This is a genomic window from Streptomyces tropicalis, from assembly GCF_029269835.1.
GTDB lineage: Bacteria > Actinomycetota > Actinomycetes > Streptomycetales > Streptomycetaceae > Streptomyces > Streptomyces tropicalis.
On the sequence record NZ_JARJBB010000002.1, the window covers coordinates 266,713 to 290,669 of the forward strand.

24 protein-coding genes and 1 pseudogene are annotated in these 23,957 nt (G+C 73.5%); 13 read left to right on the plus strand and 12 right to left on the minus strand.

Translation table 11 applies throughout. The features are described from left to right. Positions 1-82 precede the first annotated feature (82 nt). From P3H78_RS05145 to P3H78_RS05155, 3 genes and pseudogenes are all read right to left on the minus strand, one after another. Positions 83-926, minus strand: a pseudogene (locus tag P3H78_RS05145) (ATP-binding cassette domain-containing protein); the annotation flags it as partial. Further along, the gene (locus P3H78_RS05150; protein ID WP_276107561.1) at positions 926-2,314 is read right to left on the minus strand and encodes a DUF3152 domain-containing protein; all 1,389 of its coding nucleotides are present in this window, start codon (positions 2,312-2,314) and stop codon (positions 926-928) included. The gene P3H78_RS05150 and the pseudogene P3H78_RS05145, both read right to left, overlap by 1 nt. Positions 2,315-2,322: 8 nt before the next feature. Next, a complete protein-coding gene (locus P3H78_RS05155) occupies positions 2,323-3,384 on the minus strand; it encodes an alpha/beta fold hydrolase (RefSeq protein WP_276107562.1) in 1,062 nt (353 codons plus the stop codon). Between the two features lie 258 nt (positions 3,385-3,642). On the opposite strand from P3H78_RS05155, the gene P3H78_RS05160 reads away from it, so the two are divergent. The 4 genes from P3H78_RS05160 (at position 3,643) to P3H78_RS05175 (ending at position 5,584) form a co-directional block, all read left to right on the plus strand. Continuing rightward, positions 3,643-3,858: an Rv3202a family protein gene (locus P3H78_RS05160; RefSeq protein WP_276107563.1), complete on the plus strand. Its 216-nt coding sequence runs from the start codon at positions 3,643-3,645 to the stop codon at positions 3,856-3,858. 233 nt (positions 3,859-4,091) lie between these two features. Beyond that, complete coding sequence (locus P3H78_RS05165; RefSeq protein WP_276107564.1) at positions 4,092-4,736, plus strand: TetR/AcrR family transcriptional regulator; 645 nt, start codon at positions 4,092-4,094, stop codon at positions 4,734-4,736. Between the two features lie 155 nt (positions 4,737-4,891). After that, positions 4,892-5,119: a DUF3107 domain-containing protein gene (locus P3H78_RS05170; protein ID WP_276107565.1), complete on the plus strand. Its 228-nt coding sequence runs from the start codon at positions 4,892-4,894 to the stop codon at positions 5,117-5,119. A 195-nt stretch (positions 5,120-5,314) separates the two neighbouring features. Beyond that, entirely contained in the window at positions 5,315-5,584 is a 270-nt protein-coding gene (locus P3H78_RS05175; protein ID WP_276107566.1) for a hypothetical protein, read from the plus strand. A 141-nt stretch (positions 5,585-5,725) separates the two neighbouring features. Here P3H78_RS05175 and P3H78_RS05180 read toward each other — a convergent pair whose 3' ends face one another. Further along, positions 5,726-6,472: a ferritin-like domain-containing protein gene (locus P3H78_RS05180; RefSeq protein ID WP_276107567.1), complete on the minus strand. Its 747-nt coding sequence runs from the start codon at positions 6,470-6,472 to the stop codon at positions 5,726-5,728. 485 nt (positions 6,473-6,957) lie between these two features. Between P3H78_RS05180 and P3H78_RS05185 the strand changes: the two genes are divergently transcribed. After that, on the plus strand, positions 6,958-9,321 hold the full coding sequence (locus P3H78_RS05185) for a DEAD/DEAH box helicase (protein WP_276107568.1): 2,364 nt from the start codon (positions 6,958-6,960) through the stop codon (positions 9,319-9,321). Positions 9,322-9,485: 164 nt separating this feature from the next. Then, positions 9,486-10,394, plus strand: coding sequence for an alpha/beta fold hydrolase (locus tag P3H78_RS05190; RefSeq protein ID WP_276107569.1), 909 nt, complete (start codon positions 9,486-9,488; stop codon positions 10,392-10,394). A 154-nt stretch (positions 10,395-10,548) separates the two neighbouring features. On the opposite strand, the gene P3H78_RS05195 is transcribed toward P3H78_RS05190, so the two are convergent. Then, positions 10,549-11,445 carry an NYN domain-containing protein gene (locus tag P3H78_RS05195; protein ID WP_276107570.1) on the minus strand — a complete coding sequence of 299 codons (897 nt, stop codon included), beginning with the start codon at positions 11,443-11,445 and terminating at the stop codon, positions 10,549-10,551. 235 nt (positions 11,446-11,680) lie between these two features. Here P3H78_RS05195 and P3H78_RS05200 point away from each other — a divergent pair, with 235 nt between their 5' ends. Further along, positions 11,681-11,833: a DUF8834 family protein gene (locus P3H78_RS05200; protein WP_276107571.1), complete on the plus strand. Its 153-nt coding sequence runs from the start codon at positions 11,681-11,683 to the stop codon at positions 11,831-11,833. Positions 11,834-11,932: 99 nt separating this feature from the next. On the opposite strand, the gene P3H78_RS05205 is transcribed toward P3H78_RS05200, so the two are convergent. From P3H78_RS05205 to P3H78_RS05220, 4 genes are all read right to left on the minus strand, one after another. Further along, positions 11,933-12,538, minus strand: a complete 606-nt coding sequence (locus tag P3H78_RS05205; RefSeq protein ID WP_276107572.1) for a MarC family protein — start codon at positions 12,536-12,538, stop codon at positions 11,933-11,935. A gap of 56 nt (positions 12,539-12,594) precedes the next feature. Beyond that, the gene (locus P3H78_RS05210) at positions 12,595-13,452 is read right to left on the minus strand and encodes a PHP domain-containing protein (RefSeq protein ID WP_276107573.1); all 858 of its coding nucleotides are present in this window, start codon (positions 13,450-13,452) and stop codon (positions 12,595-12,597) included. Positions 13,453-13,613: 161 nt separating this feature from the next. Beyond that, positions 13,614-14,255, minus strand: coding sequence for a DUF6758 family protein (locus tag P3H78_RS05215; RefSeq protein WP_276107574.1), 642 nt, complete (start codon positions 14,253-14,255; stop codon positions 13,614-13,616). Between the two features lie 294 nt (positions 14,256-14,549). Then, positions 14,550-15,146, minus strand: coding sequence for a suppressor of fused domain protein (locus P3H78_RS05220; protein ID WP_276107575.1), 597 nt, complete (start codon positions 15,144-15,146; stop codon positions 14,550-14,552). Positions 15,147-15,666: 520 nt separating this feature from the next. On the opposite strand from P3H78_RS05220, the gene P3H78_RS05225 reads away from it, so the two are divergent. Together P3H78_RS05225 and P3H78_RS05230 are read left to right on the plus strand one after the other, a co-directional pair. Beyond that, a complete protein-coding gene (locus P3H78_RS05225; RefSeq protein ID WP_276107576.1) occupies positions 15,667-16,785 on the plus strand; it encodes a magnesium and cobalt transport protein CorA in 1,119 nt (372 codons plus the stop codon). 24 nt (positions 16,786-16,809) lie between these two features. Continuing rightward, positions 16,810-17,322 carry a hypothetical protein gene (locus P3H78_RS05230; RefSeq protein WP_276107577.1) on the plus strand — a complete coding sequence of 171 codons (513 nt, stop codon included), beginning with the start codon at positions 16,810-16,812 and terminating at the stop codon, positions 17,320-17,322. Between the two features lie 313 nt (positions 17,323-17,635). Here P3H78_RS05230 and P3H78_RS05235 read toward each other — a convergent pair whose 3' ends face one another. Beyond that, entirely contained in the window at positions 17,636-18,382 is a 747-nt protein-coding gene (locus P3H78_RS05235; RefSeq protein ID WP_276107578.1) for a hypothetical protein, read from the minus strand. Positions 18,383-18,601: 219 nt separating this feature from the next. Here P3H78_RS05235 and P3H78_RS05240 point away from each other — a divergent pair, with 219 nt between their 5' ends. From P3H78_RS05240 to P3H78_RS05255, 4 genes are all read left to right on the plus strand, one after another. Then, the gene (locus P3H78_RS05240) at positions 18,602-19,885 is read left to right on the plus strand and encodes a magnesium transporter MgtE N-terminal domain-containing protein (RefSeq protein ID WP_276107579.1); all 1,284 of its coding nucleotides are present in this window, start codon (positions 18,602-18,604) and stop codon (positions 19,883-19,885) included. After that, complete coding sequence (locus P3H78_RS05245; protein ID WP_276107580.1) at positions 19,875-20,474, plus strand: DUF1003 domain-containing protein; 600 nt, start codon at positions 19,875-19,877, stop codon at positions 20,472-20,474. The genes P3H78_RS05240 and P3H78_RS05245 overlap by 11 nt, the downstream gene beginning before the upstream one ends. Before the next feature lie 43 nt (positions 20,475-20,517). Further along, the gene (locus tag P3H78_RS05250; protein WP_276107581.1) at positions 20,518-21,651 is read left to right on the plus strand and encodes an Mrp/NBP35 family ATP-binding protein; all 1,134 of its coding nucleotides are present in this window, start codon (positions 20,518-20,520) and stop codon (positions 21,649-21,651) included. Between the two features lie 290 nt (positions 21,652-21,941). After that, positions 21,942-22,148, plus strand: a complete 207-nt coding sequence (locus P3H78_RS05255; protein ID WP_276107582.1) for a hypothetical protein — start codon at positions 21,942-21,944, stop codon at positions 22,146-22,148. A 286-nt stretch (positions 22,149-22,434) separates the two neighbouring features. Here P3H78_RS05255 and P3H78_RS05260 read toward each other — a convergent pair whose 3' ends face one another. Both P3H78_RS05260 and P3H78_RS05265 read right to left on the minus strand, forming a co-directional pair. Continuing rightward, positions 22,435-23,106 carry a hypothetical protein gene (locus tag P3H78_RS05260; RefSeq protein ID WP_276107583.1) on the minus strand — a complete coding sequence of 224 codons (672 nt, stop codon included), beginning with the start codon at positions 23,104-23,106 and terminating at the stop codon, positions 22,435-22,437. Between the two features lie 210 nt (positions 23,107-23,316). After that, positions 23,317-23,745, minus strand: a complete 429-nt coding sequence (locus tag P3H78_RS05265; protein ID WP_276107584.1) for a sec-independent translocase — start codon at positions 23,743-23,745, stop codon at positions 23,317-23,319. Between the last annotated feature and the right edge of the window lie 212 nt (positions 23,746-23,957).

Consider the following 23,957-nt stretch of genomic DNA (forward strand, 5'->3'; position numbering starts at 1 on the left):
TAACTTTCCCGTACGGTTGACGTTCCGCCGCGCTAGTGCCGTGACCGGACGGAGCGCCGCGGGTCCACCCGGCGACGTGAGGTCACGTCACGGCCAACTCCCGCCGCTCGGACCGGCGTCGGGCCGCGACCGCGGGGTCCAGCGCGGGGACGGCGGCCGGCAGCTGCCGGGGGTAGGGCTCGCGCGGGGACGCGAACACCGCCTCGGCCGGCCCCTCCTCGACGATCCGGCCGTGCCGCATGACCGCGACCCGGTCGCTGACCTGGCGCACCACGGCGAGGTCGTGCGCCACGAAGACCAGGGCGAGCCCCGGTTCGCGCTGGAGTTCCCCGAGCAGGGCGACGACCTGCGCCTGGGTGGTGGCGTCGAGGGCGGAGACCGGCTCGTCGCAGACGATGACGCGGGTCGGCCGCGAGCGCCCGTGCGATGCCGATGCGTTGGCGCTGCCCGTGGCTGAACTCGTGCGGGTAGCGGTCGTGGTGCGCCGGCTCGAGTCCCACCCGTTCCAGCAGTTCCCGCACCCGGCTGCGGATGCGCTCCTCGTCCCTCCCCCGCTCTCGGCTTCGCTCGAGCGGGGGGACCCCCGTCCCGCGGGCCCGCAGCGGGCCGGCGACGGACTCCCCCACGGTCCGGCGGGGGTTGAGGGACGAGACGGGGTCCTGGAAGACCATCTGCACGGCCGGAGCGGGGCCGGTGGTGACGTGCCCGTCGAAGCGGACCTCGCCGCCGGTCGGCTCCAGCAGCCCGACCAGCATCCGGCCGAGGGTGGTCTCGCCGCTGCCGCTCTCGCCCACGATGCCGAGGGTCTCGCCGCGGCGGACGGTCACCGACACGTCGTCCACGGCCGTGAACGCCCGCCTGCCGCGCCCGAAGTCGCGCCGCAGCCCGGTGGCGGCCAGCACGACCTCGCCCGCGGTCCCGTCCGTCAGCTCCGGGGGTAGGGCCAGGGGTTGGGCAGGCAGTGGATTCCGTCGTGGTCGAGGAACTTCGTCTGCTGCTGCATGACCGGTGCGAGCTCGCCGTTCTTCTCGCAGGTGACGTGGCCGTGACCGAGCCGGTGCCCCACCTCGTGATTGATCAGCATCTGCCGGTACGCATGGATGGCGTCGCCGTAGGTCTTCGAGCCCTGCGCCCACCGGTAGGCGTTGATCATCACGCGCTCGGTCGCGGCCGAGTCGCACGAGACGTTGTCCTCCGTGGTGTCGAGGCCGGACTTGGCGCACCAGGCGGCGGTGGTCCCGGGGCTGGCGAGGGTGATGACGAAGTCCGGCCTGCCGGTCGAGACACGCGCGAAGGTGCGCGCTCCGCCGTGGGCCCAGCTGCGGTCGTCGTTGAGGGTCTTCTGCACGGCCTGAGCGAAGAGCTGCCCGTCCAGGCCGAGCCCCTGCTCCACGTCCACCCGGTAGGTGAACCGGTGGCCCCGCCCGGGCGCCGCGGCGGATCCGGGCACCGTCTCGAACCGCCCGGACCCCTTGAGGGTGGCGCTCAGGGGGTACGTCACGGCCATCTTCTGGTCGTACGTCATCACCGCCACGCCGGGCGCCCCGGAGGCTCTCGCCGGGACGCCGGGACCCGCGGAGGCGGGCTGGTCGGTGGCGGCCTGCGCCTGCGTGCCCGCACCGCTGCGGCCGTCGGCGACCTGCCCGGCGACGACCACGGCGAGCACCGTGGTGACGGCCGCCGCCGCTATACCCGTGAACGTACGCCCCTTGGCGCCCCTGGCCTGCTCCGGGAGGTCGGCGGGCGCGGCGGCACCGCTCCCGCCCCCGGGGCCGTCCCCGCCGGTGCCCGGGCCGGCGGGCCGCTCGGGGGCGGAGCGCTCGGGTCCGCGGGTGCGGGGGGTGAAGACGTCGTCCTCGTCGAAGGCCTCGACGTAGTCCTGCCGGGGGCCCGCGGGGGACGCCTGCCGCTGGCGGGGCAGCGTCACCCCGGGACCGGCCACGCGGGGTCCGTCCGGCCGCGCCCCCAGCTCGCCCCAGCCGCCTCCGGGCTCACGCTGCTCGGGGTGGCCGCCGCGGGCCCGCGGGACACCCCGCGCGGGGGTGCCGTCGGGAAGGCGCGGCACGCCGTGTGCGGGCGTGGCGTCCGCCGGGCGGGACGCCCCGCGCGGCGGTGCGCCCTCCGCCCGCCGGAGCGTCGGCGCCGGTCCGGCTCCGGCCGGGGAGCGGCGCTGCCCCGGCGGGACGGCGCCCTGCGCCTGCCGGGCTTCCGGAGCCGGATCCGGCTGCTGCCGGCCCTCCTGGGCGGCCTGTGCTGCTGCTGTCTCCGCGGAGTCGCCCTTGGCGACGGGTCCGCGGCGGCTGTGGCGTCCCACCTGGCCCCTCAGCCCCCCGTACCCGTGCCGGTGGCTCCGCCGTCGGCGCCGGGTCCGGCCGCCGCCTCGGCGGCCCGGCTGCCGGACTCCCCGCCCTGTGCTGTCCCGCTGTTCAACTCACGCATCTCCACCAGCAGTTCCCTGAACGCGACCGCGACCGTATCCGGGTACTCCATCATGGCCACGTGCCCCGCGTCCGGCAGGGTGAGCAGACGGGAGTCGCGGAAGGAACGCGCCGCCTTCTGGGCCATGCGGAACCCGACGAGCCGGTCCCGGCCGCCGTAGATCAGCAGGGTCGGCGCGAGGACGCGTTCGGCCTGGCGCCACAGCCCGTGCTGACCGCCGAGTGTGTACGCGTTCACGATCCCACGCGCGGAACGCGTCATCGCGTCCCAGACGTAGGGAAGCCGAAGTCTGCGCTCCATCTCCTCCACCGCGTCACGGAAACCTTCCGGCGAGACCTGTCCGGGGTCGCCGTAGCAGAGCGCCATGACGCCGTGCACCCGCTGCTCCGCCGTCCACTGGCTGGTCAGGCGGGTGAACAGGGCGGCCACCCCGGGCACCCCGAGGAGGGCGGTCGGCACGGCGGTGCGCTGGACGCGCAGCTCGGGCAGGGCGGGCGAGACGAGCGTGAGGGTGCGGACCAGGTCGGGCCGCAGGGCCGCTACGCGCGTGGACACCGCTCCGCCGAGCGAATTGCCGAACAGATGGACGGGCCCGCGCCCGGAGGCGTCCAGGTGGCGGATGACCGCACGCGCGTGCCCCGTGACGGAGTAGTCGCCGTCGTCCGGCGGCGGGGAGTCGCCGAAGCCGGGCAGGTCGAGCGCCTCGCCGTCCACGACCCCGTCGAGCCGCGCCATCAGCGCGGACCAGTTCTGCGAGGAGCCGCCGAGCCCGTGGACGTACAGGGCGGGCGGCAGACCGCTGCGCGCGGGCGGCCGGGACCGCACGGTCAGCGTGACCCCGGGCAGCGCGACCGAGCGGAGCCGCTCCCCTTCCCCGGCCCTGACGGGAGCCACCCGGGGAAGCACGTTGGCGGCCGGCACGGGGGGCAGCTCCGTCGAGGACATGCGGCAATGTTACGAGACGATCACGCATGGGCTCATGTGTTCGCCGTCACAGGCGCGGGCCGCGCGCGCCTGGCGCACGCTCCCGCCCGCCGCGCACTCCGCACGCTCCACCCGCGCACCGTGCGATCGGCGGCCGCCGCACGGGCCCGGCGGCGCAGATCGCATGGCGTCCGGATCGGGTGTCTCCTACGCTCGTACAGAGGGCACCCGTATGTGACCCCCGTACCTTCGGGGACGCTCGTAGGAAGGGAGCCCAGCATGGCAATCGACCCCACCGATCCCGAGACGTTCGAGGGCGAGGGCGCCGCGGAGATCGACGTGGAGGCACCGGAGGGCGACACCGCGGAGCAGCAGGCGGACGTCGCGCCGGAGCGCGACGAGCCCCTCAAGGAGGAGGACCGGGACCAGGCGAACGAGGCCGACCTCGTGGAGCAGGCCCGCGTCGTCTCCCTCGACGAGGACGACTACCGGTGAGGAGCCGGGCGGCGGCCCGGGGGGTGGGTTCCCGGCCGGCGTGTCACCCACACCGCCGCTGAGCTGGAGCGCAGGGCGTCTTCGCCCGTTCCGCACCCGATGCGGAGCTTCTGTGGCGCTTTCCTCACCATCCGGTACGTGAAATTCTCCGTCCGTACCGCGCACAGCGGGGTTACCGAAAAGTACGATGGCGGCGCGGGTCACACCGCATGTGGACGACTTTGGGAGGCGGCGTGACAGCCATCGAGCAGACAGAGGCGGCACGCCCGCGGGGTACGCGCCTGCCCCGCCGTGCCCGGCGCAACCAGCTGCTGGGCGCCGCCCAGGAGGTCTTCGTGGCCCAGGGCTACCACGCCGCGGCCATGGACGACATCGCCGAGCGCGCGGGCGTCAGCAAGCCGGTGCTCTACCAGCACTTCCCGGGCAAGCTCGACCTCTACCTCGCGCTGCTGGACCAGCACTGCGAGTCGCTCATCCAGGCCGTACGCGGCGCGCTGGCGTCGACGAGCGACAACAAGCAGCGCGTGCGGGCCACGATGGACGCCTACTTCGCCTACGTCGAGGACGACGGCGGGGCCTTCCGCCTGGTCTTCGAGTCGGACCTGACGAACGAGCCCGCCGTGCGCGCCCGGGTCGACAAGGTCACGACCGAGTGCGCGGAGGCGATCTGCGAGGTCATCGCCGAGGACACCGGCCTCTCGCGGGCGGAGTCGATGCTGCTCGCCTCCGGTCTCGGCGGGCTCGCGCAGGTGGTGGCGCGCTCCTGGCTGCACAGCGACCGCAGCGTGCCGCGCGACCAGGCGGTCCAGCTGCTGACCTCGCTGGCCTGGCGGGGCATCGCGGGCTTCCCGCTGCACGGCTCCGACCAGCAGCACTGAGCCGGCCCTGCGGGACGGTGCCCGCAGGCACCGCCGCGCCGGGTGTTCGCTCCTGGCGTGGTCCGGCGCCGCATGTACATCCCCTCACCGGGCTAATGTGTCGGGGTACGGCGCGGAAGGTCGCGCACTTCACCGACCGTCGGAGGGACATAGCCGTGGAGGTCAAGATCGGCGTGCAGCACGCGCCCCGCGAGATCGTTCTGGAGAGCGGTCAGAGCGCCGAGGAGGTCGAGCGGGCGGTGGCCGACGCGCTCGCCGGGAAGTCGCAGCTGCTGACCCTCGTGGACGAGCACGGCCGCAAGGTGCTGGTCCCCGCAGAGCGCCTCGCATACGTGGAGCTCGGCGAGCCGGCCCCGCGCAAGGTGGGCTTCGGCGCGCTGTAGGCGCGGGCGGCAGGCCGCTCGAGGAGCGGAGGAGGGGGTCCGGCGGGCGCGTCCCGGCGGGCCCCCTCCCCGTTTCCGCGGGCCGCCGCGGAAACCACCCGATCGGCCCTCGGACGAGGGTTGCCCTCCGCAGGCCAGGGGTATGACGGGCTACGACCGTGAGGCACCGGCCGACTTGCTTGGGAGGGACCCGTCATGATCTTGGAAGCGCTCGGCTCGGCCGTGCTCGGCCTGCTGCTCGGCTGGGCAGCGCTCCAGCGGCTGTCGCACCGCCTGCCGTCCCGCCTCCTGGTGCTCTCGACCGGCGTCGCGGGCGCGCTCTTCGGGGACTTCGTCACGCACAGCGCGCTCGGCGGCGACAGCGCCCTGCCGGGCGTCCTCGGCGCGGCGGTCGTCTCTGCGGCGTCCCTCTCGCTGCTGCTGCGCCCCGCGGGAAGACTGCGCCGGCGATCGGCGCCGGCCTGATCCGTCGCCGCCGCCGGCGCCGCCGCGGGGCGGCTTCCCCGCCCCGGCCGCCCGCCGACCGGTAGGCCCCCGGGACCCGCGCAGCGGGGTCCCCGGGAGGGCCGGCCGGTGTCCGGCGGTGTCCGGGCCTTCGCCCGCCTCCTACGCGGCCAGGCCCAGGGCCGACATCCGCTTGGTGTGCGCCTCCGTGATCCGGGTGAACATCCGGCCCACCTCGGCGAGGTCGAAGCCGTCGGCGACACCGCCGACCAGCATCGTGGACAGCGCGTCGCGGTCCGCCACGACCCGCTGGGACTGCGACAGGGCCTCGCCCATCAGACGGCGCGCCCACAGCGCGAGCCGGCCGCCCACCCGCGGGTCCGCGTCGATCGCCGCGCGCACCTTCTCGACGGCGAAGCCCGCGTGCCCGGTGTCGTCGAGGACGGCCAGGACCAGCTCGCGCGTGTCGGAGTCGAGGCGGGCGGCGACCTCGCGGTAGAAGTCGCTGGCGATCGAGTCGCCCACGTAGGCCTTGACCAGTCCCTCCAGCCAGTCCGAGGGCGCGGTCTGCTTGTGGAAGCCGTCGAGCGCGGCGACGAAGGGCTCCATGGCGAGGGTCGGCTCGGCGCCGATCCCGGCGAGCCGGTCCCGCAGCCGCTCGAAGTGGTGGAACTCGGCCGACGCCATCTTCGCCAGCTCGGCCTTGTCCGCCAGGGTGGGCGCCAGCTTGGCGTCCTCCGCGAGCCGCTCGAACGCCGCCAGCTCGCCGTACGCGAGCGCGCCGAGCAGGTCCACGACGGCGGCACGGTACTGCGGGTCGGCGGCGGCCGTCGCCCAGTCCTGGGCGGCGATCCCCTTGGGGCCGGCGGGTGCGTCGGAGACGTGGTCAGGCTTGTCAGAGCTCGTCATGAAGCGCACAATAGCCCGCTCACCGCGCCGTCGAAGGACCTGGTCATGCAGTGTGACGACGACTACGTGACCAATTCGGCCATCGCGTGTGCGGGATTCCGGGGTATGGTGGTAAGGCGCCTGCCGAGTACGTCGACGTAGCTCGATGCACTTCGACAGGCCGACGCATGAGGATGCCCGGTCGGTGGCCCGATCGGCTCCGACCCGACAGCCCTCCCTGGCCGTGCGCCCCGCGCGTGCGACGACCGGAGGGACCTCCAAGCGGTTCGAGCGCTAGAGCGTCGGCTGTGGTCCCGTGCCGTTCGGCCCGCCCGCAAGGCGGCCGGCGTCCCCGGCACGGTCAGGACACGACCCCCGCGCTCGCCTCGCTCCGCGCACACAGAAGAGGCAGCACCCTGACTACGTTCCGAGAGCTCGGGATCCTCCCCGAGACCGCCGAGGCCCTCGACGCCGTCGGCATCACCACTCCCTTCCCCATCCAGGAGATGACCCTCCCCGTCGCCCTCTCGGGCTCGGACGTCATCGGCCAGGCCAAGACCGGCACCGGCAAGACCCTCGGATTCGGCCTCCCGCTCCTGGAGCGCGTGACCGTCCCCGCCGACGTCGAGTCCGGCCGTGCCCGTCCCGAGGACCTCACCGACGCGCCGCAGGCGCTCGTCGTCGTCCCCACCCGCGAGCTGTGCGTCCAGGTCACCAACGACCTGCTGACCGCCGGCAAGGTGCGCAACGTCCGGGTCACCGCCATCTACGGCGGCCGGGCCTACGAGCCCCAGGTCGAGACCCTGAAGAAGGGCGTCGACGTGGTCGTCGGCACCCCGGGCCGCCTGCTGGACCTCGCCGGCCAGAAGAAGCTGAACCTGAAGCACGTCAAGTGCCTGGTCCTCGACGAGGCCGACGAGATGCTCGACCTGGGCTTCCTGCCCGACGTCGAGAAGATCGTCGCCATGCTTCCGGCGAGGCGGCAGACCATGCTGTTCTCGGCCACCATGCCGGGTGCGGTCATCGGCCTCGCCCGCCGCTACATGTCGCAGCCCACGCACATCCGCGCCACCGCGCCGGACGACCAGGGCGCGACCGTGGCCAACATCAAGCAGTTCGTCTACCGCGCGCACTCCATGGACAAGCCGGAGATGGTCGCCCGCATGCTCCAGGCCGACGGCCGGGGCCTGGCGATGATCTTCTGCCGCACCAAGCGCACGGCGGCCGACATCGCCGAGCAGCTCCAGCGGCGCGGCTTCGCCTCGGGTGCGGTCCACGGCGACCTCGGCCAGGGCGCCCGCGAGCAGGCGCTGCGCGCCTTCCGCAACGGCAAGGTCGACGTCCTCGTCTGCACCGACGTCGCCGCCCGCGGCATCGACGTCGAGGGTGTCACCCACGTCGTCAACTACCAGTCGCCCGAGGACGAGAAGACGTACCTGCACCGCATCGGCCGGACCGGCCGCGCGGGCGCCAAGGGCACGGCGATCACCCTCGTCGACTGGGACGACATCCCGCGCTGGCAGCTCATCAACAAGGCGCTGGAGCTGGAGTTCAGCGACCCGCCGGAGACGTACTCCACCTCGCCGCACCTCTTCACCGACCTCGGCATCCCCGAGGGCACCAAGGGCGTCCTGCCGCGTTCGGAGCGCACCCGTGCCGGACTGGACGCGGAGGAGGTCGAGGACCTCGGCGAGACCGGCGGCCGCGGTGAGCGCGGTCGCGGCGGCCGGGGCGGCCGGGGCGACTCCCGGCCGGCCGAGCGCGAGGGTGAGCGCTCCGAGCGGTCCGAGCGCACCCCGCGTCGCCGTCGCCGCACCCGCAACGGCGCTCCGGTGTCCGCGACGGCGCCGGTGGACGTCGCCCCGCAGACGCCCGGCGGCCCCGACGCGGCGGACGAGTCCTCCGCGCCGCGCACCCCGCGCCGCCGCCGGCGCACCCGCGGCGGAGCGGCCGCGCAGGTGACCTCCCCGGAGACCGGGGCGGCCGCCGGCGAGACGGTCGCGGTCGCCGCGGCCGTGGAGCCCGCGCCCACCGCACAGGCGGCCGTCGCCACGGCGGAGGGCCCGGCGCTCGACACCCCGGAGCCCGCGGCGAGGCCGCGCCGCCGCAGCCGGAAGGCCGCGGAGCCGGTGGAGACCGCCGACACCCTGTCGGCGGAGGCCGCGGAACCGACCGCTCCGCGGGCCCGCCGCCGCACCCGCACGGCTGCGGAGCCCGCCGGCGACGCCCCGGCGGCCGAGGCCGCGGTGGCCACCGCCGAGGGCGCCGAGGCCACGGCGGAGTCCACGCCGCGCCGCACCCGCAAGAAGGCCGTCGCCGCGCCCGCCGCGGAGGCACCGGAAACCGCCGAGCAGGCCGAGGCCGCACCGCGCCGCCGCTCCCGCAAGACCGCGGCGACCGCCGAGGCCGCGCTGGACACGGCCGAGGCCGCCGAGGCCAAGCCGCGCCGCACCCGCAAGAAGGCCGTCGCCGCCGAGGCGCCGGACGCCGAGGCCGGCCCGACCACCGAGGCCGCACCGCGCCGCCGCACCCGCAAGGCCACGGCGACCGCCGAGGCCGCGCTGGACACGGCCGAGGCCGCCGAGGCCACGCCGCGCCGCACCCGCAAGAAGGCCGTCGCCGCCGAGGCGCCGGACGCCGAGGCCGGCCCGACCACCGAGGCCGCACCGCGCCGCCGCACCCGCAAGACCGCGGCGACCGCCGAGGCGGCCACGGCCGACATCCCGGCGCAGTCCAGCGCCGAGCCCGAGGCCGCACCGCGCCGCCGGACCCGCAAGGCGGCCGAGGCCGCGGCCGGGGAGCCGGCTGAGGCGAAGGCCCCGGCGCGCCGGTCCCGGAAAGCGGCGGCCGCGGTGGAGACCGAGGCCTGACCGACGCCCCACGCGGCACCCGTACGACCCGAGCGGCCCGACCCCCACCCTGGGGCCGGGCCGCTCGGCCGTCCGCCCACCGGCGGCGCTGCGCCCCCCAACTCCCGCCTGCTCAGGACCCACCCGGGAAGGCCGCTCGCCCCGGGGCCCGATAATCTCGGCACATGAGCCGGCCTCCCACCTTCGTCCCCCCGCCCGGTGCACGCTCCTACCGACTGCACACCGAACGGGGTGACTTCGCGGTGGTCGACGCGCCCGCCGCCCCAGGGACGGAGCCGCGGGGCACCGCCCTGCTGCTGCCGGGGTTCACCGGCAGCAAGGAGGACTTCAACCCGCTGCACGTACCGCTCGCGGCGCGCGGCTACCGGACCGTGGCCGTGGACGGGCGGGGCCAGTTCGAGTCGGACGGCCCCGCGGACGAGGCGGCCTACGCGCTGGAGGAACTGGCCCGGGACGCGCTCGCCCAGGCCGGGACGCTGGGCACGCCCCTGCACCTGGTCGGGCACTCGCTCGGCGGTCTGATCGCCCGCGCGGCCGTGCTCCTGGACCACTCACCCTTCGTCTCGCTCACCCTGATGGCCTCGGGCCCGGCTCAGGTCTCCGCTCCCCAGCAGCAGCGCCTGAAGCTCCTGCGGGACGCGCTCGGCGTGATGCCGATGGCCGAGGTGTGGGAGGCCATCCGGGCGATGGAGCAGATGGAGCCGGAGGACACCGACAGCGGGGCCGAGCTCGACGCGGGCACCGAGGACCGCGAGGACCTGCGGCGCCGCTGGCTGTCGAACAAGCCCGCCCAACTCATCTCCACCGGTCGGCAGTTGTGCGTCGAGCCGGACCGTGTCACGGAACTCGCGGCCGTCCCGCTCCCGTTCCACGTACTGTCCGGGGCCCGGGACGACGCCTGGCCGGTGACCCTGATGGACCGGATGGCGGAGCGGCTGCGCGCCCGGCGCACGGTGGTCGAGGGCGCCGAGCACTCGCCCAACTGCGAGCAGCCCCTGCCGACCGCCCACGCGCTCGCCGGCTTCTGGGACGACGTCCCGCCGGACGCGGACCGGGTCCGGCTGCCCGCCTAGTGCTGTGGCCGGAGAGGTTCACCGGCTCGCGACGCCCGGCAAACCTTTCCGGCCACAGCACTGGGCACACTCCCGCGCACCGGCCGCGGCCCCGGGCCGAGTCGAGTACACCCGGCACTGCCGGCGCTGCGCCTGGAGGTGCTCCCGGAAGCCATCAGTACTGCGCCTGGAGGTGCTCCCAGAAGCCGTCCCGCAGGGCGCGGCGCAGGTCCGCCTGGCCGCGCAGGGAGTACTGGAGGATGCCCTCGGCCTCCACCAGCAGGTCCTGGTCGACGGAGCCGGGCAGATACGGATGGCCGGGCAGCAGCTCGGCGAGCGCCTCGCGGCCGCGGGAGGCCAGCCACTTGGCCGCGATCTGGGCGCCCACGAAGCGGACGTTCTCACGGGTGGGGCGCTCCGCTCCCGAGGGCTCGAAGGTGGCGGCGGTGCGCCGGGAGACGTAGGGCTTGAAGAAGTCGAGGTCGAGGGTGCGCTGGCTGTCGACCTCCCACAGCAGGGGTTCGGCCTGGTTGCGGCCCTCGGGGGCCTCGATGCCCCACAGGTGTACCCGGGCGCCGTAGCCCTGGGCCGCCTCGACCGCGGACACCAGGTCCTCGTCGCCGCCGAGCAGGGCCGCGTCGCTGATGGCGCGGTGCCGGGCGAGTGACTCCAGGTCCGAACGGATGAGGGAGTCGACGCCCTTCTGCTGGTTGTTGGCGTTCAGGTTGCCGAGGCGGACCTTCACGTCCGGCAGCTCGGCGATGGTCTGCTGCTCGGCGGTGTGGATGCGGCGCCGGGCGCCGTCGTACCAGTAGACGCGGAGCAGGCGGCTGTCGGCGAAGACCGTGCGGGCCCGGTCGATCAGCGCGTCGATCAGGCCCTCGGCGTCCAGGTCGAAGGCACGGCGGTCCTCGGTACCGGCCACCAGGCGGCCCGCGGCCGCGTACAGGTACCCGGCGTCGACGAAGATCGCGTGGGTGGAGGGCGTCTTCGCCACCTCGGCGAGCATGCGCTCCAGCAACTCGTTGGTGCGCGCGATGCGGCCGGCCAGGGCCGTGGGGTCGTCGTTCATCAGGTCCATTGTCCCGGCGGTCACGCTGCGAACACAACCGGTCCCGGCCGGTCCCGCCGGAACGGGACCCGGCCACTACCGGGCAGTAGTTAGGCGTTCGAAAATTTTCTTTAGCGTAGGGAATGTTTGTAACACGCAGCCCGTTGAATACGGAGGGAACAGGGGGCACTGCCGCCCCGTGCGCCCAGCACTCAGCAATTCTCCGCTGGAGGATGACCAGACGAAGGGAGAAGCCATGCGCTTCGAGATCATGCGCCTCGACGAGGTCGACGGCTCCACCGTGGACAGCACCGTCGTGGAAGCCGCCTCCGTCAACCGGATCGTGCAACAGGCCGCCGCGATCGGCCAGCGCCTGTGGATCCGCCCGGCCGAGGCCTCGGCCTCGTAGGACGCGGACCCCGCGCACGGAAAGCGGCGCCCGCACCTTCACACTTCACGGGCCCCGTACGGTACGACGCCGTACGGGGCCCGTGCGTGTGCGGGGAGGTCAGGAACCGTGGACGACCTGGAGCACGCCGTTGATGATCTGCTGCACGGCGATGGCGGAGAGCATCATGCCCGCCAGTCGCGTGACGAGGACGACGCCGCCGTCCTTGATGACCCGGATGATCAGCAGCGAGTAGCGCATGACCAGCCAGAGCACGACGTGGATGGCGAGGATCGCCGACCACACGGAGACCTGCGTGGCCACGCTGCCGGCCTTCTGCACCGCCAGGATGACGGAGACGATCGCGCCGGGCCCGGCCAGGAGCGGCATGCCCAGCGGGACGAGCGCGACGTTGACGTCCTTGGTCTGCTGCGGCTCGTCCGTCTTGCCGGTGAGCAGGTCGAGCGCGATGAGCAGGAGCAGCAGCCCACCGGCGATCATCAGTGCCGGCACGGACACGTGCAGGTAGTCGAGGATCTGGTGGCCCAGCAGGCCGAACACGGTGATGACACCGCCGGCCACGCAGACGGCCTGGAACGCCATGCGCTTCTGCACCTTGGCGGGGCGGCCCGCGGTCAGGGCCAGGAAGATCGGGGTGATCCCGGGGGGATCCATGATGACGAAGAGGGTCAGGAAGAGGGAGCCGAAGACGGCGACATCGAACATGAGTGTGGAACGGCCTTGCGCAGGAAGAGGTACGTGAGGGTGGAGCGGGGAGGGCGTCAGGCTCCGCCGGCCCCGGGCACCGGGAACGCCCCGGTGGCCCGCCGGGTGATCTCCCCGTACACCTCGGGGTCGGTGGTGAACGCCCCGAGTTCCACGGTCTTCCGGCTGCCGTGGTAGTCGCTGGACCCGGTCGCGAGGAGCCCCAGCTCCTTCGCCAGCCCGCGCAGACGCGCCCGGGTGTCGGGGTCGTGGTCCATGTGGTCGACCTCGAGGCCGTCGAGCCCGGCGGCGGCCATCTCCTCGATCACCGGCTCGGGCACCGTACGGCCCCGCCTGGCGGCCGCCGGATGCGCGAACACGCACACCCCTCCGGCCCCCTTGACCAGGCGGATCGCCTCGAAGGGGTCGGTCTCGTGCTTGGCCACCCACGCCCGGCCGCCGTCGGCGAGCCACTGCGGGGTGAAGGCGTCGTCCACGGTCGGGACGACGCCCAGCTCCACGAGCGCGGAGGCCACGTGCGGCCGGCCGACCGAGCCGTCGCCGGCGATCCGTGCGACCTGCTCCCAGGTGACCGGCACGCCCAGATCGTTGAGCCGGGCGACCATGCCGCGGGCGCGCGGGACGCGGTCGTCCCGGACCAGCTCGCGTTCGGCGAGCAGGGCCGGCTCCTCGGGGTCGAAGAGGTAGGCCAGCAGGTGCATGCTGACCCCGCCGACCCGGCAGGAGAGCTCGGCACCGGTGACGAGGGTGAGCCCCTCGGGCAGCGCGGCGACCGCCTCGGCGTGCCCGCGGGTGGTGTCGTGGTCGGTCAGCGCCACGACGTCCAGACCGGCCGCGGCGGCGTGACGCACCAGCTCGGCCGGGGTGTCCGTGCCGTCGGAGGCCGTGGAGTGGGTGTGCAGGTCGATGCGCACGACGCGGACTCCAGGCGGTGACGGGACGGAAGGGGACACCCAAGGATAGCGGGGGAAGGGGCATGCCCTGTCACACCCGCGCCCGGGATGCGCCCCCTACAGACCACCGCCGCCCCGAGCGGCACGCGTGGCCGCCGCGGATCCGGCGCGTCCCGCGGCCGCTACACCTGGAGCAGCCGCGGCGACAGCGCGCCGCACGGGAGCAGTTCGAGCTCGGCCCCCGCGTCCCGCAGGTCGGCCAGCACCAGCTCGTCGTACATGAGGAGCCCGGACTGCTCGGGCCACACCACCGCCCACAGCCAGAGACCCCGCGCCTCGCCCGCGAAGACCGCGCGGTCGGTCGGGGTGCCGGACAGGTGCCACAGCGGGGTCGGGCGGCCGCCGGCGAGGACCTTGGCGTCGGGGGGCTTCTCGACATTGAGATAGGGGCCGGGGTCCGGTCCCTCGACACCCGCGTAGCGTGCGCCGAGGCCGACGCCGAGCTCCTCGGCGACCAGGATCAGCTCCCCCATGCCGCCGAGCGGCCCCGGGCCGGTACAGGCCACGGCGGTGGCGCGGCCGCCGCTGCGGTCGTCCCCGGCGCAGGCGATGCCGGTGAACAGCCAGCCGACCGGGAGCGGCCACGGCATCCACACGGGGACCTGCGTGCGATGCACCACGACACTGAGGGCCTCGACGCTGGGCGGGATCACGGGCTGCAGCGGATGCACCGTCCCGTGGACATCGCACTGCCAGGAATCACTGAAGAGTCCGGGAGCCCTGACCCGGCCACCGCACTTCGGGCAACTGGGTTCGCCCCTCATAGGGCTCCACGGTCCTACCCGGACCGCTCCACGTCAAGGACGATCACCCGTCCGGACCGAACCGGTCGTCCGCTCCACGGGCCCCCTGCAGATGAGCACCACACTGATGAGCAACGCTCACTTACTGTGTGCATACGCCACCCCCTCCCGTGCGCACCGGAGCACCTGCGGAACCCCCTCGGCGCCGGGACGGGCGGCGGCTCGCCCACGAGGCGGAGGAGCTCCGGCCGCAGCGCGCCGCCGAGGACGGCGTCTCCGTGCCCGCCGGCCGACCCGGCGCACGGCGGGCTCGGTTCAGGACAGCGGGACCTCGGCGCGGGCCGGGTCCCGCAGGTCCGTGCCGTGCGTCAGCCAGCGCTCCTGGAGGGCCTGCGCGCCGTGCACCCGCTTCCACGCGGCCTCGTTCGGCGTCATCGGCAGTAGCGGCAGGAAGTGCACCGGGTCCAGCGGGGCGTCCAGCTCCAGGTCCTCCACCAGGCCGCCCGGTTCGGCCACCAGGACCGAGGTGAAGGGGGCGCCCGGCCACAGCGGGCCGCCGACGTCGAGCGAGGCGCCCGGCGCCACGACGACACCCTCGACCTGCGGGGAGGCGGCGAGCACCGCGAGCGCGCGGAGCACCTTGTCCGTGTCGGCAAGGCCGGCCCGGACCGTGAGGACCAGCTCGGCGCGCGGGCCCTTGACGGGGTCGGCGACCGGCGCCGTCGGGTCCGTCATGGGGTGGGCGGACATGCCGAGCGTGGCGTACCGGACGAGGGCGCCCTCCCGGCCGTCGTCCCGGAAGCGCAGCACCTCGATGCGGTCCGTGCCGAGGAAGGTGACCGCGGCCCGCGCGTCCGGCCCGCCCAGCGCGGACCGCAACCGGGCCTCGACCAGAGGAAGTACATCAGCCATGCGGCGAGCATAGAACTCGTCAGTGCCGGGCAAAGCGGCGCCTTGACACGTCGGCCGACTGATACTCTGGGCCGGTGGTCGGGGCAGCACGCAGAAGCGTCGCCCATCCAGTCCCGGCACCGTTGGATTTCCCCTTCGGGGGCACCCTTTTCAACAAGGGCGTGGATCGTCCCTCACGAGGGACCGGCCGGAGGAGGTGGGGCTGTCATGGATCGAAGTCGACCGTGCAGTACCACCCGCTCTTCCGGCCGCTGATGCATCCGACCCGGTTTCCCGCCGGCGGTCGTCTCCCGCATCCCGTGTCATCGCGGAAGAGCGCTTCGTTTCGTTGTGCCTGATCTGTCCGATCCCTTTCGGCAGCCGATCCGGCGACGGAACGCGCCACCGCGACGGTGCGGTGCTCCCCGCTTTGCGGACGTGCCGGACACCCATCCGTGCTCAGGACGTCCCCATTCCGGGCAGTTCCACCCGTCGTAGCGGCCCTTTCGTCGCCTGCTGCCCGTTGCGAAGGAGCCCTGCCATGTCGATGATCCGTGACCTGCGCGCCGCGGTCCGACCGTCCCGCCCCGCGCCGCGCGGCAAGGACACCGGCACCTACGACACCACGCGCGACCCGGCCACGCCCTCCGCCGTCGTCGACTGCGCCGTCTACCGCGACGGCGCGCGCGTCGAGACCGGCAGGCCGCTCGGCCCGCAGGAGGCGATGCGCCTGGTGCGGCGCGACGGCGGCTTCGTCTGGATCGGGCTGCACGAGCCGACGGAGAGCGAATTCGCGGGCATCGCGGCCGAGTTCGGCCTGCACCCGCTGGCCGTGGAGGACGCGGTCCAGGCCCACCAGCGGCCCAAGCTGGAGCGCTACGACGACTCCCTGTTCACCGTCTTCAAGACGATCCACTACGTCGACCACGACCAGCTCACCGCGAACAGCGAGGTCGTCGAGACCGGCGAGGTGATGTGCTTCACCGGACGGGACTTCTTCATCACCGTGCGGCACGGCGGCCAGGGCTCGCTGCGAGCGCTGCGGCACCGCCTCCAGGACGAGCCGGAACTGCTGGCCAAGGGCCCGTCGGCGGTGCTGCACGCCATCGCCGACCACGTCGTGGACGGCTACATCGCGGTCGCCGACGCCCTCCAGGACGACATCGACGAGGTGGAGACGGAGGTGTTCTCGCCGGGCCGCAAGGGTTCCCCGCGCGGCACCGACGCCGGAAGCATCTACCAACTCAAGCGCGAGATCCTGGAGTTCAAGCGTGCGGTGGCGCCGCTGCTGCGCCCCATGCAGCTGCTGAGCGAGCGTCCGATGCGGCTGGTCGACCCCGACATCCAGAAGTACTTCCGCGACGTCGCCGACCACCTGGCACGGGTGCAGGAGCAGGTCGTCGGCTTCGACGAGCTGCTGAACTCGATCCTCCAGGCCAACCTGGCGCAGGCGTCGGTCGCGCAGAACGAGGACATGCGCAAGATCACGTCCTGGGCCGCCATCATCGCCGTGCCGACGATGGTCTGCGGGGTCTACGGCATGAACTTCCGCCACATGCCCGAACTGCACTGGAAGTACGGCTACCCGGTGATCATGGGCATCACGGTCGTCATCTGCCTCGGCATCCACCGCACGCTGAAGCGGAACGGCTGGCTGTAGGGCGGCCTCGCTAGGCTTACCCGCATGACCAGCGAGCTGCTCGACCAGGCCCTCGTCGAGGAGGCCACCAGGAAGTCCGGCCTCATCTGGGTGCAGGGCCCCGGATCCCCCGCCCGTGCCCTGTGGCACGTCTGGCACGGGGGCGCGGCCTGCCTGGTCGGCGACGGACCCGGCGAGCAGCCGCTGCCGGGGCTCGCCGACGGGGCCACGGCCGAGGTGACCGTGCGCAGCAAGGACAAGGGCGGCCGGCTGGTCGCCTGGACGGCGCGGGTCGAGGAGCTGGCGCCCGGCACCCCGGCGTGGGAGGAGACCGTGGCCGAGCTGAAGGGCAAGCGGCTCAACGCGTCCGACGCGGAGGCCGTGCCCGAGCGGTGGGCGCGCGAGTGCCGGGTGCTGCGGCTCGAGCCGACGGGGACGACCGCCCCGCTGCCGGACGGCCCGCTGTCCGAGGCCCCGCTGCCGACGCCGGCGACGACCCGCAGGCCGGTCCCCGCGGGACTCCCCCGGCTGCTGTTCCGCAGGCGCCGGCGCGGCTAGTGCTGTGGCCGGAAAGGTGTGCCGGGAAGCCCGCGGCGTCCGGTGCTGGGGGCACCTCCCGCGCGTCCTGTGCTGGGGGGAGCGTCGCACGGCGGAGCCTCGCCCGCGTACGGGGAGGTACTCGAGTGAGGCGACGACGCGGTGAGGTGCCGTGCCGGGCGTCGCGAGCCGGTGAACCTTCTCGGCCACAGCACCAGGGCATGGTGTCCCCGCGGCCGCACGGTGCGCCGCGTTCGCAGGTCCGCAGGGTCCCCGGCACGAGGCTCCGGCATCGGCGCGGCCGGCGGTCCGGGCGTCCCGGCGCGGCCGGGTGTCAGGCCCCCGGGAGCTGGTGGCCGTAGTCGACCGTCTCGCCCTGGTCCGGCTCGGACAGGGCGAACCCCTTGCCCCAGTCGGTGAACCCGAGGGTGCCGGCGCCGCCCGCGCGCACCAGGCGGACCGGGTAGGGCCGTCCGGTCAGGGAGACGTCCAGGGTGCCGCCGGAGCCCTTGTCGCCGGTGACGCGGACGGTGCGTACCCCGGACTGCTCGTGGTGGCCGTCCGTGGCGAGCGTGCCGTGCAGGGTCAGCAGGCCGTCGAGGAGGAGCCTCTTGTCCGTGAAGCCGCTGAACCGCTTGTACGCGGGGTCGCCCTGCGGCACCTTCACGTACTTGCCGTCCAGCTTGTCCGCGGTCGCGGAGTCCTTGCCGTCGCCGTCGGCGTGGTTCCAGAAGGCCGCGTTCGCCTTCAGGTACAGCTGGCTGCCGATGCGCAGCAGACCGAAGGTGACGCCCTGCGAGGTGACCGAACCGGTGCCGCCGTCGGACTTCAGCCGCATGTCGAGGCGGTAGGCCCGCCCGTTGCTGACGACGTTTCCGGACAGGTGCACGGTGTCCGCGGAGTCCGCGGCCGCACGGGTGCGGGACTGGATCTGCTGCGGAGGCAGCTTCCCCACGCCGTTGGTGCCCGCGTCCGGGTCGTCCGCGGCGCAGCCCGTGGCGGCCGCTGCCAGGACGGCCAGTGCGCACAGCGCGCTCGGCAGGACGGCCCGGCCGGGTCGGCCCTGGGGGATCGCAGTCACAGGCGGGGCTGCCTTTCTGGCGGATGTCCGGAGCGGCACACGCAGCGTACCGGGGTCGCGGGGCACCGTCGGAGCCAGTCCGTCCGGACCCCTCACCAGGGCGTATCCGAACGGGACGGGCTAGCCTGAAGCCCACCCGAGCGGGCAATCGGGGAAAAGGGACCCACCCCTCACCAGTAGTCGCACCAGGCACCACGCACCACGCAAAGGAGGCGCGCCATGGCAGCGGGCGCCCCCCGGATCTTCGTCTCGCACCTCTCCGACGTCGCCGTCTTCGACCCGGCGGGCGACCAGGTGGGACGGGTCCGCGACCTGGTCGTCATGCTGCGCGTCGGCCGCAAGCCGCCCCGCCTGCTCGGACTGGTCGTCGAACTGGCCACCCGGCGCCGCATCTTCCTGCCCATGACCCGCGTGACGAGCGTGGAGTCCGGCCAGGTCATCACCACCGGCGTGCTCAACGTGCGGCGCTTCGAGCAGCGGCCCACCGAGCGGCTCGTGTTCGGGGAGCTCTTCGACCGACGGGTGCGCCTCGCCGGTACGGACGAGGAGGTCACGGTCCTGGACGTGTCGGTGCAGCAGCTGCCGGCCCGCCGCGACTGGGAGATCGACCGCGTCTTCGTACGCAAGGGCCGCCGCACCGGCGCCTTCCGCCGCGCCCGGGGCGAGACGCTGACGGTCGAGTGGTCCGCGGTCACCGGTTTCTCGCTGGAGGAGCACGGCCAGGGCGCGGAGAACCTGCTCGCCACCTTCGAGCAGCTGCGCCCCGCCGACCTCGCCAACGTGCTGCACCACCTCTCCGCCAAACGGCGGGCCGAGGTGGCCGCCGCCCTCGACGACGACCGCCTCGCCGACGTCCTGGAGGAGCTGCCGGAGGACGACCAGATCGAGATCCTCGGCAAGCTCCAGGAGGAGCGCGCCGCCGACGTCCTGGAGGCGATGGACCCCGACGACGCGGCGGACCTGCTCGGCGAGCTGCCGGAGGAGGACAAGGAGCGGCTGCTGAACCTGATGGAGCCCTCCGACGCGGCCGACATGCGCCGGCTGATGTCGTACGAGGAGCACACGGCCGGCGGCCTGATGACGACGGAGCCGATCGTGCTGCGCCCGGACGCCACCGTCGCCGACGCCCTGGCCCGGGTGCGCAACCCCGACCTCTCCCCCGCGCTCGCCGCCCAGGTCTACGTCTGCCGCCCGCCCGACGAGACCCCGACCGGGAAGTACCTGGGCACCGTGCACTTCCAGCGGCTGCTGCGCGACCCTCCCTACACGCTGGTGTCGTCGCTGGCCGACCAGGACCTCCAGCCGCTGTCCCCGGACGCCGCGCTGCCGGTCGTCGCCGGGTTCTTCGCGACGTACGACATGGTGGCGGCACCCGTCGTCGACGAGTCGGGGTCGCTGCTGGGCGCGGTGACGGTGGACGACGTCCTGGACCACATGCTGCCGGAGGACTGGCGCGAGACGGAGTTCCACCTGGACGAGGGGACGCCCGCCCATGGCTCCTGAGCGCGACACCGGCCGCGAGCGGGTCCCGATCGGGGCCACCGCCGCCACCCGGCCGCGGACGACGCGGCTGGACCAGCCGGGTCCGCCCCGGCGCAGGCTGCTGCCCGAGTACGACCCGGAGGCTTTCGGGCGGCTGTCCGAGCGCATCGCGCGCTTCCTCGGCACCGGGCGGTTCATCGTCTGGATGACGGTGGTGATCATCGCCTGGGTGGCCTGGAACGTGGCCGCGCCCGGTCATCTGCGCTTCGACCCGTACCCGTTCATCTTCCTGACGCTGGTGCTGTCGCTGCAGGCCTCCTACGCCGCCCCGCTGATCCTCCTGGCGCAGAACCGCCAGGACGACCGGGACCGGGTCAACCTGGAGCAGGACCGCAAGCAGAACGAGCGGTCGATCGCCGACACCGAGTACCTGACCCGCGAGATCGCCGCGCTGCGCATGGGCCTCGGCGAGGTCGCCACCCGCGACTGGATCCGCTCGGAACTGCAGGACATGGTCAAGGACCTGGAGGAGCTGCAGGTCGACGGCCACCGCGAGGCCGGTGTATTCCCGGCGGAACACCCGGGCGGACGTGACATGGACGACCGCTGACGGGGGTCCCTGGGCCGCCGCGGAGCGCCGTACCATCGTCCTTATGGCTACGGAAGACGCGGTGCGCGAAGCACTGGCGACGGTGAACGACCCCGAGATCAACCGACCCATCACCGAACTCGGCATGGTCAAATCGGTGGAGATCGGCGCGGACGGGGCGGTCGCGGTCACCGTGTACCTGACGGTCTCCGGATGCCCGATGCGCGACACGATCACCCAGCGCGTGACCGACGCGGTCGCGCGGGTCGAGGGCGTCACCCGCGTCGACGTCACGCTCGACGTCATGAGCGACGAGCAGCGCCGCGAGCTGGCGTCCGCCCTGCGCGGCGGCCAGACCGAGCGCGAGGTCCCCTTCGCCAAGCCGGGCAGCCTGACCCGGGTCTACGCCGTCGCCTCCGGCAAGGGCGGTGTCGGCAAGTCGTCCGTGACGGTCAACCTCGCGGCGGCGATGGCGGCCGACGGCCTGAAGGTCGGCGTCGTGGACGCCGACATCTACGGCCACAGCGTGCCCCGCATGCTGGGTGCCGAGGGCCGTCCCACCCAGGTCGAGAACATGATCATGCCGCCGTCGGCGAACGGCGTGAAGGTCATCTCCATCGGCATGTTCACCCCGGGCAACGCGCCGGTCGTCTGGCGCGGCCCGATGCTGCACCGCGCCCTCCAGCAGTTCCTCGCGGACGTGTACTGGGGCGACCTGGACGTGCTGCTCCTCGACCTGCCGCCGGGCACCGGCGACATCGCGATCTCGGTGGCGCAGCTCGTGCCGAACGCGGAGATCCTGGTCGTCACCACGCCCCAGCAGGCGGCGGCCGAGGTGGCCGAGCGGGCGGGCGCCATCGCGGTCCAGACCCACCAGAAGATCGTCGGCGTGGTCGAGAACATGTCCGGGCTGCCCTGCCCGCACTGCGGCGAGATGGTCGACGTGTTCGGCACCGGCGGCGGCGCGCTCGTGGCGGACGGCCTCACCCGCACCACGGGCACCACGGTGCCGGTCCTCGGCTCCATCCCGATCGACGTGCGCCTGCGCGAGGGCGGCGACGAGGGCAAGCCGGTGGTGCTGACCGATCCGGACTCCCCGGCCGGCTCGGCGCTGCGCTCGATCGCCGAGAAGCTCGGTGGCCGGCAGCGCGGCCTGTCCGGCCTGTCCCTGGGCATCACCCCGAGGAACAAGTTCTGAGACCGCACGCCGGCGATCTGCGGCTCCGTCATGGGTCAACCTTCTGACCAGCGGCGGAGCCGTCGACGTTCGTCAGCACCGGTCGTCGTTGAGCACGCTTCGACGGCCCACGGACGGCACAGGGGCTCCACTCGTGGCCGTCTCGTCCTCGGCCTGCCCGACGGGTCGCGTCACCGGCCCCGCACCCGACGGCACTGTCACCCGAATGGCGCAACATGACGTGCCACCCACATGGGTGAAGATCAAACTGACTAGTGCCCCACCGAGGCAATCCGTGAAAGGGGAACCACATGGGCACTCGACGAATCCTCGCCGCCGTGATCGCCACGGCAGCCCTCGCCGGACTCGGCCTCACAGGCGCCGCCACCGCCACCGCACAGGGCGCCCCCTCCTACGTCACCCCTTCCGAGTGCAGGCAGGGCGGCGGAACGCCCGCGATCAATGAGGCGGGCAACTACTGCAAGGGCGGCATGCACGACGGGCAGCGGGTCGACTGAACCCGACAGGGCGCCCCGCAGCCACGCGCCGCGGAGCGCTCCCGCGCCCCGAGCCGCCGCAGTGCGGCGCAGTCCGTGGATATGCCCGGTAGAGCACGACGCTGCGGCCATCACTTCAGAGGCTCGCCCCGAAGCGGCTGCCTCGAGCCGTGGAACCGACCGTCACAGCCTGCTTCACCTGAGGAACACGTTCTGAGCGTCCCCGACGCACACGACGAGGGGCGCCGTCCCGACCGGACGGCGCCCCTCGTCGTGCGTCGCGGCGCCCGGGCGCCGACCGGGGGGACTAGGCGTAGGCCGCGATGTCCTCGACCGTGGCGAAGCCGAGGCCGTAGGCGCTCATGCCGCGGCCGTACGCGCCCACGTGGACGCCCTGCCGGGTGGATCCGGCGAGCACCCAGCCGAACTCGGACTCCCGGTAGTGGAAGGAGGCCGGGACGCCGTCCACGGGCAGGGAGAGCGTCGACCAGTCCGGGCCGGACAGGTCGTCGGCCAGCACCCAGGCCGTCTCCGTCTGCTGCTCCAGCCAGTCGTCGCGCAGACTGTGGTCCATCTGGCCGGGCCAGGTGAAGGACAGCAGCCCCACTCCGGCGAGCCAGGCCGCGGACGACACCGAGGTGGCCTCCAGCAGGCCCGTGCCGTCCGCGCTGCGGCGCACCGGGCTGGCGGCGACGGTGACCACGACCGCGAACTTCTCCTTGGTCTCGTCCACCGAGCCGGACACGAACTCGTTGCGCACCGAGGGCTCGTCGCCGTGGCCGATCGAGCCGTGCTCCACGGCGCCGTCGGCCGAGGTCCCCACCTGCATCAGCCAGCGCGGGCCCGTGAACGCCTCGTCGAGGCCGTACCAGGGGAAGGGCGCCAGCAGGTAGCCGTCGACCGGGCGCCGGACGGAGGCGGACTGCGGTCCGCCGTCCCCGGCCGGTGCGTGCGCGACCGTCCTGCTCGTCGTCTCCATGTGACGCCTCCTCGCTCTCGTCGGACCGGGGCGGCCCGCCCCCCTACGGGCGTACTCGTCCGGTCCGCACAACAACTCGGCAGCATAACCACCCCGCCCGTGAGCGTCGGGAAGGCGACCGGCGCGTGGGTCGCGCCGACGGCGTGATCGGGCTGTACGGGGCGCGTGCGCGGTATGAAACGCGTCACGCCGACGGGGGCCGGTCGGGTGTCAGGTGGCGTCGGCGTCGAAGGGCGGGCGCTCGTCACGGCCGATGTCCTCGGGCCGCTTGGTCATGTCGACGCGGCCGCCGCCGTTCCGGGACCGGGAGTCGGTGTCGCGGCTGTGCACCGCGTCCGTGACCTCGGCCATCTCCTTCTTGAGGTCGAAGCCGTTGCGGATCTCCTTCAGCCCGAGGTCCTCGTTGTCGAGCTGCTTGCGGAGGAACGTCTTCGGGTTGAGGTCCTCGAACTCGAAGTCCTTGAACTCCGGTCCCAGTTCGCTGCGAATGTCGTGCTTGGCGCTCTCGGAGAACTCGCGGATCTTGCGGATCGTCCGCATGACGTCCTGGATGGCCTTGGGGAGCTTGTCCGGACCGAACACGAGGACGGCCAGGACGGCGAGCGTCACCAGCTCGAGCGGTCCTACGTCATTGAACACCTGAAGCTCCTTGCGCGTGTCCGCGGTCCTCGGCCCTCGGGGCCGATGGTGCGGTCGTCCGTGGTCCGGGCCGCGTCCACGGTACCCGGCCGGGATGTCCGACCGGTACCGTCCCAGGGGCTGCGGCCGCATGTACACGACGGGTTTTTCGGGTTGTTTGCCTTACGGGGCGGCACACGGCGTTCCGAGCCGCGCGACGCAGGTCGGATTCC